The sequence below is a fragment of the Guptibacillus hwajinpoensis genome, from assembly GCF_005144865.1.
Taxonomy (GTDB): domain Bacteria; phylum Bacillota; class Bacilli; order Bacillales; family Guptibacillaceae; genus Guptibacillus; species Guptibacillus hwajinpoensis_A.
Window position 1 is genome coordinate 619,762 of the sequence record NZ_SWFM01000002.1, and the last position, 16,870, is coordinate 636,631.

Annotated in this window: 12 protein-coding genes; 9 read left to right on the top strand and 3 right to left on the bottom strand. The window is 39.3% G+C overall.

Features of this window, described 5'->3' with window-relative positions; translation table 11 throughout:
• The first annotated feature begins 126 nt into the window (after positions 1-126).
• Positions 127-414, top strand: coding sequence for a hypothetical protein (locus FBF83_RS10160; RefSeq protein WP_136947032.1), 288 nt, complete (start codon positions 127-129; stop codon positions 412-414).
• A gap of 199 nt (positions 415-613) precedes the next feature.
• The gene (locus FBF83_RS10165) at positions 614-1,612 is read left to right on the top strand and encodes a Gfo/Idh/MocA family protein (RefSeq protein WP_136947033.1); all 999 of its coding nucleotides are present in this window, start codon (positions 614-616) and stop codon (positions 1,610-1,612) included.
• A gap of 17 nt (positions 1,613-1,629) precedes the next feature.
• Here FBF83_RS10165 and FBF83_RS10170 read toward each other — a convergent pair whose 3' ends face one another.
• The 3 genes from FBF83_RS10170 to FBF83_RS10180 form a co-directional block, all read right to left on the bottom strand.
• Positions 1,630-2,409, bottom strand: coding sequence for an HAD family hydrolase (locus FBF83_RS10170; RefSeq protein WP_136947034.1), 780 nt, complete (start codon positions 2,407-2,409; stop codon positions 1,630-1,632).
• Between the two features lie 109 nt (positions 2,410-2,518).
• Complete coding sequence (locus FBF83_RS10175; RefSeq protein ID WP_136947035.1) at positions 2,519-2,725, bottom strand: hypothetical protein; 207 nt, start codon at positions 2,723-2,725, stop codon at positions 2,519-2,521.
• A gap of 13 nt (positions 2,726-2,738) precedes the next feature.
• Positions 2,739-4,004 (bottom strand): helix-turn-helix domain-containing protein, encoded by a 1,266-nt coding sequence (locus FBF83_RS10180; RefSeq protein WP_169525341.1) that lies wholly within the window; start codon positions 4,002-4,004, stop codon positions 2,739-2,741.
• A 216-nt stretch (positions 4,005-4,220) separates the two neighbouring features.
• On the opposite strand from FBF83_RS10180, the gene FBF83_RS20865 reads away from it, so the two are divergent.
• From FBF83_RS20865 to FBF83_RS10215, 7 genes are all read left to right on the top strand, one after another.
• Positions 4,221-4,370, top strand: a complete 150-nt coding sequence (locus tag FBF83_RS20865; RefSeq protein WP_169525343.1) for a hypothetical protein — start codon at positions 4,221-4,223, stop codon at positions 4,368-4,370.
• 149 nt (positions 4,371-4,519) lie between these two features.
• Positions 4,520-6,604: a cell wall-binding repeat-containing protein gene (locus tag FBF83_RS10185; RefSeq protein ID WP_136947037.1), complete on the top strand. Its 2,085-nt coding sequence runs from the start codon at positions 4,520-4,522 to the stop codon at positions 6,602-6,604.
• A gap of 261 nt (positions 6,605-6,865) precedes the next feature.
• Positions 6,866-10,999 (top strand): cell wall-binding repeat-containing protein, encoded by a 4,134-nt coding sequence (locus FBF83_RS10190; RefSeq protein WP_136947038.1) that lies wholly within the window; start codon positions 6,866-6,868, stop codon positions 10,997-10,999.
• A gap of 503 nt (positions 11,000-11,502) precedes the next feature.
• Positions 11,503-12,294: an SGNH/GDSL hydrolase family protein gene (locus FBF83_RS10195; protein ID WP_136947039.1), complete on the top strand. Its 792-nt coding sequence runs from the start codon at positions 11,503-11,505 to the stop codon at positions 12,292-12,294.
• A gap of 226 nt (positions 12,295-12,520) precedes the next feature.
• Positions 12,521-13,663, top strand: a complete 1,143-nt coding sequence (gene wecB / locus FBF83_RS10200) for a non-hydrolyzing UDP-N-acetylglucosamine 2-epimerase (protein WP_136947040.1) — start codon at positions 12,521-12,523, stop codon at positions 13,661-13,663.
• A gap of 379 nt (positions 13,664-14,042) precedes the next feature.
• Positions 14,043-16,130, top strand: coding sequence for a cell wall-binding repeat-containing protein (locus FBF83_RS10210; protein ID WP_136947042.1), 2,088 nt, complete (start codon positions 14,043-14,045; stop codon positions 16,128-16,130).
• Between the two features lie 44 nt (positions 16,131-16,174).
• Positions 16,175-16,792: a hypothetical protein gene (locus FBF83_RS10215; RefSeq protein WP_136947043.1), complete on the top strand. Its 618-nt coding sequence runs from the start codon at positions 16,175-16,177 to the stop codon at positions 16,790-16,792.
• The last annotated feature ends 78 nt before the right edge of the window (positions 16,793-16,870 follow it).

Consider the following 16,870-nt stretch of genomic DNA (forward strand, 5'->3'; position numbering starts at 1 on the left):
TAAGGAAATGAGTGGGAGGTGTTTATGTTATTATGTAATAAATAATAAAAAAACAGCTATGAGTATTTCTAGAATAGTAAAGGCTACTCAGAGATAACATTAGCGAATGAATAAGGATGTGATGTCGTGCACGAGAAGCAGGAAATTGAAATTCTTTGCGATGCTTTACGAACTTATTGGAATGAACACCCGGAGAAGAGTCTCGGGCATTTATTGAAGGATTTACACCATAAGTATGAAAATGAAGAGGCATTTGAAGAAACTGATGACCTCAATTGGTTACACTGGATGCTTGAAAATAGCAAACAAAGAGACATCATCGAGAAGAAATACCGCAACGAAGCGCAAATCAGAAACCTGGAGAAACATATCCGTCCTGAATTAATTGAAGTGATTAGACGATTCGTCGACTAATGAAAAGAGCCGGTCCCAGGGAATGGGTCCGGCTCTTATTATCCTTATAATCAAAAGGGGGGATTAAAGGGATTACTTAATGTTTCGGTTTAGTGAAACCGGAGTTGGGGGTAGATGAAAAAGGAAGATAAATCTAGCATATGAGAACATTATAAAGATTAAATCATGCTAGTATGAATGAAAGATAGCGGAAGGAGAGATGGAATTGGAACTGAGATTTGGAATTATGGGTACAGCGAATATTGCTAGAAAAGCAGTGATTCCAGCAATAACGAATTCTGATCATGCTAAGGTAGTAAGTGTGGCAAGTGGTAGCGGACGCGCGAAAGAGTTTGCAGAAGAAATGGGAATTAAAAGGTTTCATGATAGCTATGAAGCAATGCTTGAGGATGACTCAATTGATGCAGTCTATATTCCACTCCCAAACACATTACATAAGAAGTGGACAATTGAGGCAGCTAGAAAAGGGAAACATGTTTTATGTGAAAAGCCTGCTGCTATTACAGTTGAAGATGCGATGGAGATGGTACAAGCCTGTGAAGATAATGGAGTCACCTTCATGGAAGCCTTTATGTATCAATTTCATCCACAGCACAATGTAGTGAGAGATGTGATTGCTTCAGGTGAAATTGGTGATGTCAAACACATGCGCTCTACCTTTTCGTTCTTTTTAGGCGATAGACCAGAGAATATTCGCTTAAACCGTGAACTGGGTGGAGGTAGCATCTGGGATGTAGGGTGTTATTGCATTCACTCTTCTCGTCACATTCTTGGAAATGAACCGACCAAGGTATATGTAGAAGGAAATGTACCTGCAGAAGTAGGCGTCGACATGTCTGCAGCAGGTATTTTAACATTTGCGAACGGCGTTACAGCTTCATTCGACTGTAGCTTTGAGCGACAGATGAGCAATATGTACGAAGTACTTGGAACAAAAGGAAGTATTAAAGTTCCATATGCATATCGTCCAGATGCACCTGGAGCTAGCGGCATTGTTCAAGTGACAACTAGTGAAGGCGAAGTGAGAGAAGAAACGGTTAATGGAGAACAGTATACGTTAATGATTGATCATTTCGCTCAGTGTATTGCGACTGGGGAGACACCTTCCTATTCAGGTGAAGCAACGGTTAACAACTTGAAAGCAATTGAAGCATGCTATCGATCACTAGATAATAATAGTCCGATTGAGATGGCTTAATGAAAAAGCACATTGGCTTAAGAGCCAATGTGCTTTTTCAATAAATCTTTTGTGCCTTCTGAGTAAGGATTAGAACTGGATACGGTCGTGATGTTCTCTTCATGAGGTTCATCACCTTCACCAACCCAGTGAAATGTAATATTGGAAAGTCCATGATCTCTTGCCGTTACTGCCATGACCATATCACCGCCACTATCCCCGAAAACAAATACTTCTTCTGGTTTCGATATCTCCTCTAGAATCCATTTCGCACCAATTTTTTTAGATAAGTCTGGATGAATAACGTCTACGCCATATGTGGAAACAACTGTTTTATTACCAGAATTCGTTGCAATCGATTCAACATCGTCTGCGTAGTCACGGAGAGCCTGGCGTGTTTTATTTAAGTGGTCTTTGTCACCCGGATCGCCATGAATTGCTTCTACCGTTCCCATCGATTCCTTTGTTTGATCCCATTGAATTAAACCGTTGTATTCGTCTTTTTGGCTTACATTGTATAACTTCTCTTTGACGTGATCTGATACAACATAATGGTCATCAAGATTCCATGAAGAAATGTCAGTCCCGCGGCCTTTAATAGCACCATGCTCTGATACGCAATAAAGCGAAGACCAATCTAAATCGCTTCTGAAAAGAGGGAATAAATTGTCCCCAAGCCATCCTCTTGATCGTCCTGTCACAAATGAGATAACATGTCCATCTTCTGCTAATTTCTCAATCATCTTCACCGCATCGTGATCAGGTCTAGCATTCTCATCTGTTAGAACTCCATCAACATCAAACATATAAAATGCCATGTCAGCACACGCTCCTGTTCTGTTAGTGAACTTATGACCAGTATTATAGCGTTATAAGGGAAGGGAGGGCAAATAAAAAAGAGAGGAAATTGTTCCTCTCTTAAATGTGTTATAGGTTTACTTGCTCTGATGGTGTACCGATGGATTCTGGAAATTTCTCATGGTCTGTTGTTGGTGTTCCAATGGATTCAGGAAACTTTTCATGGTTTATTGTTGGAGCATCAATAGACTCTGGAAATTTCTCGTGGTTTGTTCCAACAACAGTAAATGCAGCCAACGTGAAAACTGTAGCTAAACCGATAGTGATTTTTTTCATTTTAAACTCTCCCTTAATTGATAATTTTTTTTCTGGCATCATTGGCCAGTCTATAAAAGTAACTAGCATTTTTGTAATGTGAGTGATGATTAAAATAGTCTGCTAGTTTTTCACAATAATCAGTAACGTACTTCCACGATTGTTTCTCTTGAAAGTAAGGAATAGCCTCATCTTTTAATAAGGATTCGTATTCACTGTTAAAAGACTGTTTAACTTGATGATCTAAAATCTTGAAATGGTAAACGTAATTAATTACTTCATTTTCAAGGGCTTGTTCTAAACCTTGAGTTAGCCATTTCTTTGCTTCATCTACCTTATCTAACTTGTTATATTCAATAGCTATTAGATATATAGTTTGGACAATGTCTTCAGATGAATTTTCGGAAATGCATTGCAATCCAGATTTGTAATAATCCAATGCTTCTATGGATAATCCCATTGCCGCTGAAACTAAACCAAGGTTATGAAAGACGATACTTTTAAGAAATTTAGCATTGAAAGATTCAGCATACTTTAAAGCATTTTTTAAATGATTAGTAGCTTCCTCGTAGTTCAATATTCTAAAATTATTAATTCCTAAAAGAACCTCAATATCGGCACTTCTTTTAAAATTATATTCCTGATTAAATAAAGCAAGGGCTTTAACGGCATGATTATTCGATAATGCAACTTGATATAGTCTTCCGTGTACAAGAGCTTTTTGATAATAGAATTCGCTTATTTCTCCTATATCTAAACTCATTGTTTTACTAAGTTTTTCTGCCTTTTTGTATGCTTCAAGAGACTCAGCAAACTTCTTTAATTGATAATAGTATAGTCCTAAGAAGTAATGGTAGTAGAACTCCAATTGATGGTTAAGACTTTCTTGTACAACGTAAAGTTGTTCAAGTAGCGTGTTAGACTTATCTAGTTCTTGTTTAAGGATGTGGTATCGGAATTGATAAAGAAGGTAAGTAGTTAACAGAGAAGGGTTTTCGATTGATTGAAACTCTTGTTCTAATAACAGTTTCTTTTTTTCTACTTGCTCAAAGTCTCTGATCCTCATCTCCCTATACCATTCTTGAAGTTTGTTTGTAACTTCAGTAATTTTATCCTCATCGTCGACTTGATCAAGAGAAACACCCAGTTCTTTACACAAGTGCTCGACAAGTTCTTCACTCGGCTGGGCAAGTCCGTGTTCAATTTTGCTTAAATATGGAATAGAACAGATCCCGGAAGCAAGTTGTTCTTGCGTGATGCCTTTCATTTGTCTAAAGTAACGAATTTTTGCCCCTATCATTCTTTGCTCCCTTTCTCCTAGAACTATTTGATTACAGTTTACTAAAAATTCACAGAAAAGAGAATAGTTTTGAGGTTGGGAAATACACATCGTTTTTTGGCGTTTTAAGTCCCTTTTTCTAGACAGGTTTCCCAACAGGTCTTTGTCGAATGAATTTTCGAACTATACAGATCATTATATGGTAGAATGATGGAAATGAAAAGGAGGTGACAAAAATTGCAGGAAGATCGACTTGAGCGAGTAGAAAATATGATTACTAATTTGATTCAGATTATTGGAAGCATGCGAAAAGAACAGCACATCCTCGAAGAAAAACTTCAAACTCTTCAGCAACAGCAGCAATACCTCCTTCATGAACGCGTCTAATCCTTCAGTCATCTATTTCAAAACCTTTTCTAATAAATCGATACATTTCACCATATTTTTCTAACCTCTAATGTGATACTATTCTAGTGATTTGTCGAAAAATTCGTTATATACTCGTAATAATGAATAAGTAACAAACCACGGGAGAGGTGTCACAACTGAAGTCTAAACATATTCTATTTTTATTTCTTTTGAGTTTCTTTTTTTCATTAAACCCTGAGGTTTTTGAAGCGGAAACAGATAAAAACACGGAACGTCTACTCGTTACATACGAAACTACCAAAAGTCCATCTCGTACATTTGAACAGCCATCGAAAGTGGATGTGATTGAGGTACCAGAAACGGAAGTGGAAGAAACGATTGACCTCCTTATTTCAAAGAAAGAGGTTAAACATGTTGAAAAAGATCAGCCGGTCTTCCTTATGGGGGGCTCTGAACCAAATGATCCATTCTTCACTTACCAGAAAACCTGGATCAATCAAATCCATTTATCGAAGAGTTGGAATCTAGCATCTACTAAGAAAAGCACCCAGACTGTTGCTGTTATTGATTCGGGAGTTGATTTAACTCATCCAGATCTGAAGGCAAATATAGTAGACGGTGTTAACTTAGTAACACCTAAAAAACCAGCTCAGGATGTTGACGGTCATGGAACTAGAGTGACAGGACTTATAGCAGCAGAAACAAACAACAATCTAGGAATTGTTTCTCCATCTCGAGGAACATCAATTATGCCGATTAAGGTTACTGAAAACGGAAAAGGTGATTTATCAAGCGTTGTACAAGGAATACGGTACGCGATTGATCATGATGCAGATGTTATTAACTTAAGTCTAGGAAGCTACAACCATTCATATGCATTAAGAACCGTCATCGAAGAAGCTGCAGCAGAAGATATTCTAGTCGTTGGGGCTGCGGGGAATGATAATGAATCGTCCGTCGTTTATCCTGCAGCATATCCTGATGTTCTAGCCGTTGCTGCTGTAGAAACAGGAACAAACGAGAAAGCTTCCTTTTCCAATTACGGGTCACTCGTTGATCTTGCAACGCCAGGAACTGACATCTATAGTACATCGTTAAATGGTACATATGCTTTTGATAAAGGAACGAGCATGGCTGCACCAATTGCAACATCATCAGCAGTGTTGATAAATGAATCTGCCCCTTATTTAACGAGTAAGCAAACCATTAAACTCATGAAAGAGACGGCTGATCCGGTCAATCCGAGTTATTCTCTTGGAAGTGGACTATTGAATGTCGATTCAGCTGTACAAGGCATTACCGAGTATAACCGGATATACGGAAACACAGCTATCGAAACAGCTGTTGAAATCGCTAAAAGTAACTGGAACAAGTTAGAGGAACAAACCTTGGATATAGAGGGGGAAAGGATTAGTGGTAAATTTGTAATCCTTGCAAGGTCCGACGAATTTCCTGATAGTCTCGCTGCTTCTCCACTGGCTTCTAAACTTGGAAGTCCGATATTGTTAACGAAAAAGACTGGTGTATCTTCTGAAGTGTTAACTGAATTAAAAAGATTACATGCTGATCACGTATTTGTCATAGGTGGCAGAAATGCTATACCAGAAAAGATATCAAATGAGATTAAATCAGCTGGAATCAACACACTTCGCATTGGTGGTGCAAATCGGTACGAGACTGCAACTGAAATTGCGAGCCTTGTCAATGGTGATAATTTGGATCAAGCATTCGTTGTGTCTGGAGAAAAATTTCCAGACGCGCTCTCAATTTCATCATTTGCGGCAAGATTCGGAGCACCCGTTCTTTTTACAAAGCAAAGTACTTTACCAAAGGAAACAAAAACTTACCTTAATAAAAATGTCCCGGAAAGAGCATACGTAATAGGTGGTAAAGAAGTGGTTAGTGACGCTTCCTATACTTCTATTCCTTCAAAAGAGCTTGAACGAATAGGAGGAGAGGACCGTTATGATACGAATTTTAAAGTACTGCTGCGTTTCGGGGCATCTTCAACGAGTAAGAAGACATATTTTGCTACAGGTCTTAAGTTCCCGGATGCTTTAACAGGTGGAGCTGCTGCGTCATTGTCAGGTGACGCTATCGTTTTGCTTCATCCTACGAGGTATACTGAACCTCTGGAAAAGTCAGTTCGCTATTTAACAAATCAGAGCATCAAAGACTACCGGATTCTAGGTGGCCCACAAGCCATCTCACCAGAGAAAGCATGGTCTATTGATCGATTGCTAGAACAATAGAATAGTTGTTGAAGACGTCAGTTCAAACACTGGCGTTTTTGTCGTTTATAGGCCAAATATCACCTTCCATTATTAGGCTTTTATGGACAAAAGCCCTAAATTATCTACAAAATATCAAAAATATTTCACAATTTTTACATTTATTGATTGACTACCTTATATTTTCAAATTAAACTGAAAATAGTGAATTATTATAATAATATATTGCTTAAGGAGGGGCGATTGGCAGGTTTTCACAAATTAAAAGGGGGATTTTTATAAATGACGTTTAAGAAAAAATTTCTGACAGTTGTTGCTGGTACATCGTTAATTGCTTCTTCATTCGCTGGGATGACGACTTATAATCCTGAAAAAGCTGAAGCAGCTTTAACTGAAACAAAGAAATTCAAGCTTCCCGTTACACAGGAAATTGCTTCACTTGCAGCGAGTGAACAAGCAAAGCAGGAACTTATTATTGTAGCGAATAAGCATGGTGGTCCTGATCTAACCAAAGAGCTTGAAAGTCTTGGAGTTAAGGTGAAGGAGAATACAAACAACTATCTATATCTAGCAGAAGTTCCAACTCGCAAAATTTTACAAGTTTATCGTTTAGACTCTGTAGGAATGCTTGGAGCAAATAATGAAGTTGTACTAGATAAAACTTCTCAGGAAGACTCTGATCTTAAACCAATTGAAAAAAAACCTGAAGATGTTGTGAAGCCTGCAACTGAAGAAACCCACTCAGCAACCGGTGTTGATGAGTTTCATAGTAAATATGATGGTACTGGAATTAAAGTAGGGATTATTGATACTGGTATTGACCCAGGACATGAAGCATTTACTCAGTATGATGAAGATGGGAAAATTGTATCTTCTAAAGTTAAGGGCGTAGTGGATACTGTTGGTGAAGGTGACGTTGTATTTAACCAACAAGCACCAGAATCCAACTCAATAACAGTAGAAGAGGGTATTTATAATACGGATGGTATCGATGCGGCTGATGATACATATTATTTCGGTACACTTGAACCATCTCCTTACGGTGTAGATAAAGATGGTAAGGCAGTTTACTTTGACATCAATGGGGATGAAAAAGGTGATTCAGAGTTTGGTATTCTTCATGTAGACAATGAAATCTATATTGATTCTGATCAGGATATGGATTTTACAGATGAGAAGGCATACTCTGTGGGAGATACAGCTAATTTAGATGTGAACCTGGATGATGAGATAGCTGGAGCTAACTTTAGAGTTGCTGACCCATTATTTCCACATCCAAATTTCCCGACAAAGACAGTCTTTTTTGATGGAGATGGGCATGGAACTCACGTATCAGGTATAGCTGCTGCTAATGGACCAGCAAATGAGAATGAGACTGGGGCTATCGCTGCAGACGGTGTTGCTCCCGGAGCGGATCTGTTTGGTTTGAAAGTATTTGATTCGGCTGGTAGAACTAGCGCGTGGGCAATTTCAAATGCAATGTATTTAGCTGCTATTCCACAAGAAGCAGGTGGGTTTGGAACAGACGTTGTTAATATGAGTCTTGGTTCATCTCCAGATTTAAATGATGGTTCTGGTACTTATGGCAAAATAATTGAAGATATGGGTAAAGCGTACGACACAGTCTATGTAACATCAGCGGGTAACTCTGGTCCAGGTGTTGACTCGGTTGGAGCTCCTGGAGATAGTATCAGGGCCCTATCTATAGGCGCATATATTAACAGCAAGATGTGGGCGACAGAGTATGGTGATTATCCGTATGGTAAAAATGCTGATGGTTCTCCAGTTGATGGGGAAGGATTATGGTATTTTTCTTCAAACGGACCTACTGAAGACGGTCAGCAAAAACCAGACTTCGTTGCTCCGGGATCAGCTTATGCTTCATTCCCTGTTCACTTAGGTAATTATGAAGTTCTTCAAGGAACAAGTATGTCTTCTCCTTACGCAGCAGGTGCTGTAGCAGTATTAAAGCAAGCAGCTTTAAAGGATCGTATTCCTTTTGATTACGAGCTTGCACGCGAAGCGCTTATTCAGACTGCTGTTCATATCGACGGCTATACGCGTGTAGCTGAAGGTGCTGGACTTATTGATGTTCCAGCTGCTTATGACTACATCCGTAAACACTATATCAACGAAGTGAAAGAAGTGAATGTAACGGTTTACCACGGTGAAAAAGTTTCTGGTGGTCCTGGCCTTTATGTACGTAATAAAGACGTACCAGAAGAGGTAACCGTTATGGTTGAGAACCCAACTGATGAAGCAAAGAATCTCACCATCTCATCAGATTCTGAATGGTTCACACCTTCTGTTGATAAGATTAAGCTAGCGCCGGGTGAATACAAAGAACTGACTGTTAAGTATGATAAGAGTAAAATGAATGTAGGCGTTAATGCTGGTACACTAATGGTTGATGATCTTGACACTGCTTATGCAGAAGCTCGTTCTTTCCAAACCATCATTCTTGGTGAAGATTTCAAATCTGAGGATCGTTTCCGCATTACTCATGAAGATGAAGTACAAGCTTCTAAGACAAAGAGCTATTTCTTTAATGTGAAACCAGGAGCACAAGAAATTCGTTTTGCACTTGAAGCACTTAAAGAAAACGACGACTTCCAAGGTCGGGTTCGAATGATGGTCATTAATCCTGATGGTGATAAAGTTAATCCATACCAAGGTTATGCTGGGTATGATGTAGAGGATTCTCCTGGTATTGGTGTTGAAGATTACGTAGTGAAAAGTCCTAAATCAGGCGTATGGGAAGTAGCAGTTTATGGTGCATCAGGTCCTAAAGAGGGCTATGAAATGAACCAATTTAAGCTTGAAGCGTTTGTACAAGATATCGTATCGAGTCCAGGTAAGGTTGAACTTGGTAGTATCATGCCTGGGACAGAGGTATCTAAGTCGATAACATTCGAAAACTATCTATCTACTAAACGATCTGTTGAAGTAGTAGGTGGGGAATTTAGTAAGGGTGAAACATCCAAATCGCGTGAAACGGTTGCGGAAGGAAGTACATTTGATCGAACGATAACATTGAAAAATAATATCACTTTAGATGTTGCAATCGGTAACACAAATGATGCCGAAGATGACCTTGACCTATACATTTACCGTTCTAAAGATGGAAAGGTTATTGGGAACTATATTGCAATAGATGCTGACGGTGATTCAGAAGAATCGATCTCACTCAAAAATCTACCTGATGGTGAATACACAATAAGAGTTGATGGGTATGCAACTGTCGAAGACGATACTGATTTTGATCTTTCCATTACTGAAGCAAAAGTTTTAGAACCAGGTGAAAAAGGCGCTGGTAGCATTGATGTAACTGGAAAATCAAGCTTTGATCTAGGTGTTGGTAAGAAGGCAACAACGGATGTGAAAATTACGACTCCTAAAGAAAGCGGTCAATATACAGCGGGCATATTCCTAAAAGACAAAGCAACTGGTGAAATCCTATCGGTTGTTCCAGTTAAAACAGACGGTGAATTAGTTGATGTGGTAGCTGGTGAGAATCGTATTGAGACAGCTATTGAAGTTTCGAAGAAAATGTATCCTGAAGGTACAACTGCTGATACAGTTTTCATTGCAACAGGCTATAACTTCCCAGATGCCCTTTCCGCAGGACCTCTTGCAAGTGCTTATGATGCGCCGATCCTTCTTGCAGGAAGCAAAGGTATGCTATCTGACGAGGTTCTAAATGAAATCTCTCGTTTGAAAGCGAAGAATGTCATGATTCTTGGCGGAGAGAATGCTATTTCTAAGAAAGTAAACACGCAGCTTGCTAACATTGGCGTAAGTACAGCCGATATTGAACGTCTAAGCGGTGCGAATCGTTATGATACAAACGTCCAAATCATCAACAAACTTGCTGAAAAAGGGTCAAAGAGTAAAGAAGTCTTCCTTGCAACAGGCAAAAACTTTGCTGATGCACTTAGCGCAGCTTCTATAGCTGGTGCAAATGATATGCCGATCATCTTAACGGATGGTAAATCACTTACTGACGAAGCGAAAAAGCTAATGGCCAATAAGATGGTTTATGTACTTGGTGGGGATGCTGTTATTTCGGATCAAGTAGTAGAAATGGCGGATAAAATTGCGACAACCAAACGTCTTGCTGGTGCGAACCGTTATGGAACCCTTGTTGCGATCCATAAAGAGCTTGGTTCAAATACAGATAAACTATTTGTTGCAAATGGACGTAACTTCCCAGATGCCCTTGCCGCTTCTCCGCTTGTTGTAAAAGATCAAGGTAGCATGTTCCTTGTTGAAAGCAATAAGATTCCGAAAGAAATTGAATCTTATCTTGTTAAGTACTTTACAACAACAGATGTGTCAGGTGCTACAGTTCTTGGTGGAGATAATGCAGTTAACAAAGAAGTAAGAGATCAGTTTAATAAGTGGTTAAATAACTAATCGTTTAGAAGCCGCTCATTCGTGAGCGGCTTTTTAATTTAGGCTCTTTTCGTATACATTGTTGCTATACGCGTGGGTTAATTTCCGCTCCAGGATGCTCGCTTTCCGCGGGCGGGCGGTGAGCCTCCTCGTCGCTAACGCTCCTGTGGGGTCTCACCTGTCCCGCTAGTCCCGCAGGAGTCGAGCATCCTTCCGCTCCAATTAGCGTAGTCAGGTTCTTTTACGAAAGTACTTTCAAAAACAACAATCTTTTAGAAAAGAGCCTTTCGTATACATTGTTGCTATAGGAGTGGGGGAATCTCCGTTCCAGTATGCTCGCTTTCCGCGGGGCGAGCGGTGAGCAACTTGCGCTCTAATTAGCTAAGTTTGGTTTTTATAAAATAATTCTTTCATAAGCAATAATCTATTAGAAAAGATCCTTAATTTATACTTGCAATCATTTTCTTTTTATTACAATAATACTAATAGATACCATTATTCGACAGATTCCTAGGGGGGAAGGTATGAAAAATGTAATGTTTCTACTTGCTATCATTGGGTGCTTAGCGCTTGTAATTGCAGGTAAATTTCATTGGGATGAGAAAATTGAACGTTCAGTACAGCCGGTAAGTGCGGAAGAACAGTCTTCTTCCAAACTTGAAGACGAAAACGAAAAGGTAATTGAACAACCTATTTCAAATGATGAACTTAAAGAATTAGTAGCTAATTTTCCAGAACAGCTTCAAGAAAAGATGATGGCTTCAAATGATCCAATCTCAGTTGTGATGATGGGTTCTGAATCTTTTGGAACAAAGGAATCTGGTCTTCAACCTATTGTAGAAAAAGGCTTAGAATCTTCCTATTGGAAAGGCGCTTTTACTGTAGAGCAATTAACCTTTAAGAAGGAAACAACAGAAGCGATTGTTGAGGAGAAATTATACAAAGACGTAATTGAGAAAAATCCCGATGTCGTAATTCTGGAAGCATTCACGCTTAATGATAATGGGAACGTGACGATTGACGAAGGTCATCAGAATATCTCAACGATTATTTCGAAATTGAAAGAAGGCGCACCTGGAGTTAGCGTTATCTTAATGCCTTCAAATCCTATTCCTGATCCTCAGTATTATTCCTATCAAATTAGTGCTCTTGCGAAGTACGCAGAGGTAAAGGATCTTGTATATTTGGATCATTGGAAAGAATGGCCATCTGTAGATGGGGACAAGATCAATGACTATTTACTTGACGCAAGGCCAAATGATAAAGGGTTTGAAGTATGGGGAGATGTTATTGTAGATTATATGAGTGGTAAATAATGAAAAGCCTTCCTTTTTGCTAAGGAAGGCTTTTGCTTTTTGGGATTCGTTTTTATAAGATGGAACAGAACGTTATCATCATTCCGAAAAGCTGTATTATAAAAGATTGTTGTTTTTGTAAGGGGTCTATAAATCCACACTTAGCTGATTGGCGCGGAAATCAACCGCTTTATAGCAAAAGCTACAATTTCTACGGAAAAAGCCTTCGGAAAAAAGGAGAGTCAACATGGCACCTGTTAAAGTAATGAGTGTTTTTGGGACAAGACCTGAAGCAATTAAAATGGCACCGCTAGTAAATGAATTGAAAAAGCATCCACAATTCATAACTCCACTTGTTGCGGTAACAGCACAGCATCGAGAAATGCTTGATCAAGTTTTATCTATATTTGATATAGAACCAGATTATGACTTAAATATTATGAAAAGCAAGCAATCACTTGCTGATATTACTACTCGAGCACTCAATGGGCTTGATGAGATCATGAAGGCCGAGAAACCAGATCTTGTACTTGTGCATGGTGATACAACCACGACCTTTGCTGCAAGTCTTGCAGCTTTTTATAATCAGGTTGCTGTAGGTCATGTTGAAGCAGGTTTGCGTTCTAATGATAAATGGTCTCCATTTCCTGAAGAAATGAATCGTACGTTAACAGGTGCGCTCGCAGATCTTAATTTTGCTCCTACGATGCGAGCGTACGACAATTTATTAAATGAAGGCAAAAAACAAGATCAAATTTACATAACAGGCAATACAGCAATTGATGCCTTGAAAAACACGGTTCGATCTGATTATTCTCATCCCCTTTTAACGAAGGTAGAAGGTAAAAGAATGATTCTTCTTACTTCCCATCGACGGGAGAATCACGGAGAACCAATGAAGAATATTTTCAAAGCGGTTAATCGAATTGTGAAAGACTACGAAGATGTACATGTCGTTTTCCCTGTTCATTTAAACCCAATGATTCGAAAATTGGCAGATGAAGTTCTAGGTGGAAACCCGCGTATTCATCTCACTGAGCCGCTGGACGTCATAGACTTTCATAACTTCGCTTCAAGAGCTTCATTCATCCTAACAGACTCCGGCGGCGTTCAAGAAGAGGCGCCTTCTCTTGGTAGCCCTGTACTTGTGCTAAGAGAAAATACGGAAAGACCAGAAGGAGTTTCAGCTGGAACACTTAAGCTCGTTGGAACAGATGAAAACACCATTTATAAGACAGCAGCAACACTACTGACAGATGAAGCAGAGTACAATCGGATGTCAAAAGCCTCGAACCCGTATGGTGACGGATTAGCATCTAAACGAATTGTCGATGCCATCCTCTATTATTTCGAGTTATCTAATACAAAGCCAGCATCATTTGTTGAATAATCTATGTAAAGAACTATTCTGGTTTATCAGGATGGTTCTTTTTAATATGCTTTTTTCTAAAGGCTCTTATCTAAAAGATTCTTGCTTTTAAAAGATTTTCTATAGAGAACCCCACTTAGCTGATTGGAGCGGAAGGGTGCTCGAGTCCTGCGGGACTAGAGGGACAGGTGAGACCCCGCAGGCGCGCCCAAAGCGCGCCGAGGAGGCTCACCGCCCGCCCCACGGAAAGCGAGCACCTGGAGCGGAAATCCCCCACTCTTATAGTTATGTTAGATCTCTAGTAGAATACTCTTATTTTGGAAAAGTTCCTAAACTAGCATAGAACTCCAGCTCACCCTGTAATAAAATGGTATAGAATACCATGACAGGGGAGTGAACTATGAAGATACGTTTCATTATTAGTAGTTTTGTCTTTATTTTAATGCTTTTTCAACTGCCGTCATTTGCTAATGCAGAGAAGTTTATCGTGATTGATCCCGGACACGGAGGGAGCTTTACTGGAACTGCAGGCTACTCAGGAAATAAGACAGGGTTCTATGAGAAAGTAGGAACGCTTAAGATCGGGTTAAAGCTCAGGGAAGAATTAAAAGGAACAGATATTAAGGTTTTTATGACCCGATCAACCGATCGAGATTTCGCGAATGATCAGAAAGAGGATCTTATTGAGCGAACGAAAATTGCTAATCAATATGTAAAAGGAAATAATAACAATTCGCTATTCATTTCGATTCATCATAATGCCTATCCGTATAGCACACTTGTTAGAGGGTATGAAACTTACTATTATAGTAAAGCCTCTGCGTGGGACGCGGAATATCCACCAGATCCCATTCAAGTTGGATTTGAATCAGAGAGCCGTCGTTTAGCTAATACTGTCCATCCTCTCGTTTTGAAAGAAACAGGATTACAAGACAAAGGTATACATAACGATCAAGCTTTTTATGTTATTCGAAATACACAAATGCCTTCAGTACTTGTTGAATTAGGATATATGTCAAATCCTTCAGAAGAAAGCTTAATTAAAACAAGTCGCTTTCAAAATGATGCAGCTGAGTCTCTAGCGAAGGCTGCGATTAATTTCTTTAAAGTTTTTGAAGTGAAAGATGAAAAAGGGAAAGTCATTAAACAGTTTACTTCACGAGATGAAGCAATCAACTATGCAAAAAAGCTAAGTAACGTAACTGTCTTCGATAAAGATAAGCAAAAAACAATCTATGATTCTATTAATAAAAGATACGAGGTATTTGTTAAAGGAAAAGATACTGTTAAAGCCTTCACTGAACTTTCGGATGCAATCCAGTATGCTGACGATCAAAAAAATGCAAAGGTGATGGATCAAAAGACAGGTACGGTAGAATGGTCCAATTATTTAGACCGCCCTTATCAAATCCAGGATGAAAAAGGATCTAGTCAGGGTAATTACTACGAACTGAGTCAGGCCAAAAAAGCTGCCGATTCAATGAAAAACATGAAAATCATCAAACGTTCCACAGGGGATATTTTATGGACAAACATATCAGGTGTAGAGATAACAAAGTCAGTGGATGTTTCATCCCTTTCTGGCATTGATCGCTTTGAAACAGCAGTTAAGACATCGATGGAAATCTATCCGAATGGATTTAAGGACAACAAAGCAGAGAAAACGGTCATTCTGACAGATGGTTTTGGGTATGCGGATGCACTGTCAGTTGGACCTCTTGCTGCACAATTAGGTAATGCACCAATTCTTCTTACAAGAACTTCAGCACTCGATCCATTTGCTGAAGACGAGATCAAACGATTAAAAGCAGATAAAGTTATTTTAATTGGTGGTCCGAATGCCATATCGCCTTCCGTTGAAACCAAAGTGAAGAAGTTAGGTGTTGCTGTTGAACGTATTGGTGGAGAAGATCGCTATGAAACGAATTTAATGATTAATAAGAAGTTAGACAAAGATTTAAAGGGCGTTTTTGTGGCAAATGGCTATAGTTATGCAGATGCATTAGCTAGTGCTCCAATCGCTTCCTCAGCCAATTGGTCTATTCTGTTGTCCGATAAAGATGGACTATCTGATCAGGCATTAGATTACCTGGAAGGGAAGCAAACTAAAGTTCTCGGTGGAGAAGCGGTTATGTCCCCTACAATTGAACGCCAGCTTTCCGATTTAAACGGAGCTTCAAGCGTTGAACGTTTAGCAGGGGATGACCGATATGAAACACTTGCAGCTATTGTTAGTGAATTTAGAAATGAGATGAAATCAGATACAGTCCTCCTTTCAATTGGGAAAGATTTCCCTGATGCACTCGTTTCATCTTCCTTATCGGTTAAATCAGGTGCGCCACTTATTCTTGTAAATGATGATCTAAATTCATCTGTTCAAGATGTGCTATGGGAATATGGCATGGATAATCGTGTGACGTCCCTACTCACAATAGGAGGAAGAGTGGAGGAGCAAGCGAAAAATCAAGTGTTGAATCGATTGTATTGATTTCATTTCAATGTATTTCAAAGTCAGATCGCATGGAGGGATCTATGAAGAACATAGTAGGATTTGTTTTCGCGCTGCTTTTTCTAGTAACAGCCGGTTGTGGAACAGCCCCGTTAGAGAATCAAAGTGCATCATCAACTGAAGCAAATGGTGAGTCAAAAACAGAAGAGATTCAATTAACAACATATCGTCCTGAGACGGGAGATAGTAAAGTATTCACCTCGAATGGTCAAACTCTTTTCACAGAGGAGATTATTGACCAGAACAATCAATATGTTCAACGGATGATTACGCTCGGTAGTATGGAGACCATGCAAGTCTTAAAGTGGTCGGATGAAGATGTAACAGTTGTCTATGAAGACGAAAATCCCGGTGGAGATCGTGAAAGTATTCTTGCGGAATTTGAATCTGTGGAAGAGGTAGATAAACTGGTCGAACAGCCATCAAGTCAGAGTTCAGATTTGGAAATATCCAAAGTGGACAGCCTTGAAGTTCCATACGGAAGTTTTGAGGACATCTTGATGGTGAGTGATGTGGCAGGAGAGGAAGGCGTTATTATCACCACTTATTACGCCAAATCTGTCGGTCTCATTAAGCAGGTCTATGAAACCACGGGTGAAAATTCACAAAAAGAAATTGCAGAACTCTCTTCTATTAAGTGAAACACGAGAAGCAGCCTTTACGGTTGCTTTTTCTTATTGGCTCATGTGTTAACAATGGAATCTGCAAAAGATGGTAAT

Bases quoted from the DNA above. Each gene is read 5' to 3' on its own strand.
- FBF83_RS10180 (WP_169525341.1), bottom strand. From the start codon at position 4,004: ATGATAGGGGCAAAAATTCGTTACTTTAGACAAATGAAAGGCATCACG.
- FBF83_RS10190 (WP_136947038.1), top strand. From the start codon at position 6,866: ATGACGTTTAAGAAAAAATTTCTGACAGTTGTTGCTGGTACATCGTTA.
- FBF83_RS10215 (WP_136947043.1), top strand. From the start codon at position 16,175: ATGAAGAACATAGTAGGATTTGTTTTCGCGCTGCTTTTTCTAGTAACA.
- FBF83_RS10195 (WP_136947039.1), top strand. From the start codon at position 11,503: ATGAAAAATGTAATGTTTCTACTTGCTATCATTGGGTGCTTAGCGCTT.
- wecB (WP_136947040.1), top strand. From the start codon at position 12,521: ATGGCACCTGTTAAAGTAATGAGTGTTTTTGGGACAAGACCTGAAGCA.
- FBF83_RS10175 (WP_136947035.1), bottom strand. From the start codon at position 2,725: ATGAAAAAAATCACTATCGGTTTAGCTACAGTTTTCACGTTGGCTGCA.
- FBF83_RS10170 (WP_136947034.1), bottom strand. From the start codon at position 2,409: ATGGCATTTTATATGTTTGATGTTGATGGAGTTCTAACAGATGAGAAT.
- FBF83_RS10210 (WP_136947042.1), top strand. From the start codon at position 14,043: ATGAAGATACGTTTCATTATTAGTAGTTTTGTCTTTATTTTAATGCTT.
- FBF83_RS10165 (WP_136947033.1), top strand. From the start codon at position 614: ATGGAATTGGAACTGAGATTTGGAATTATGGGTACAGCGAATATTGCT.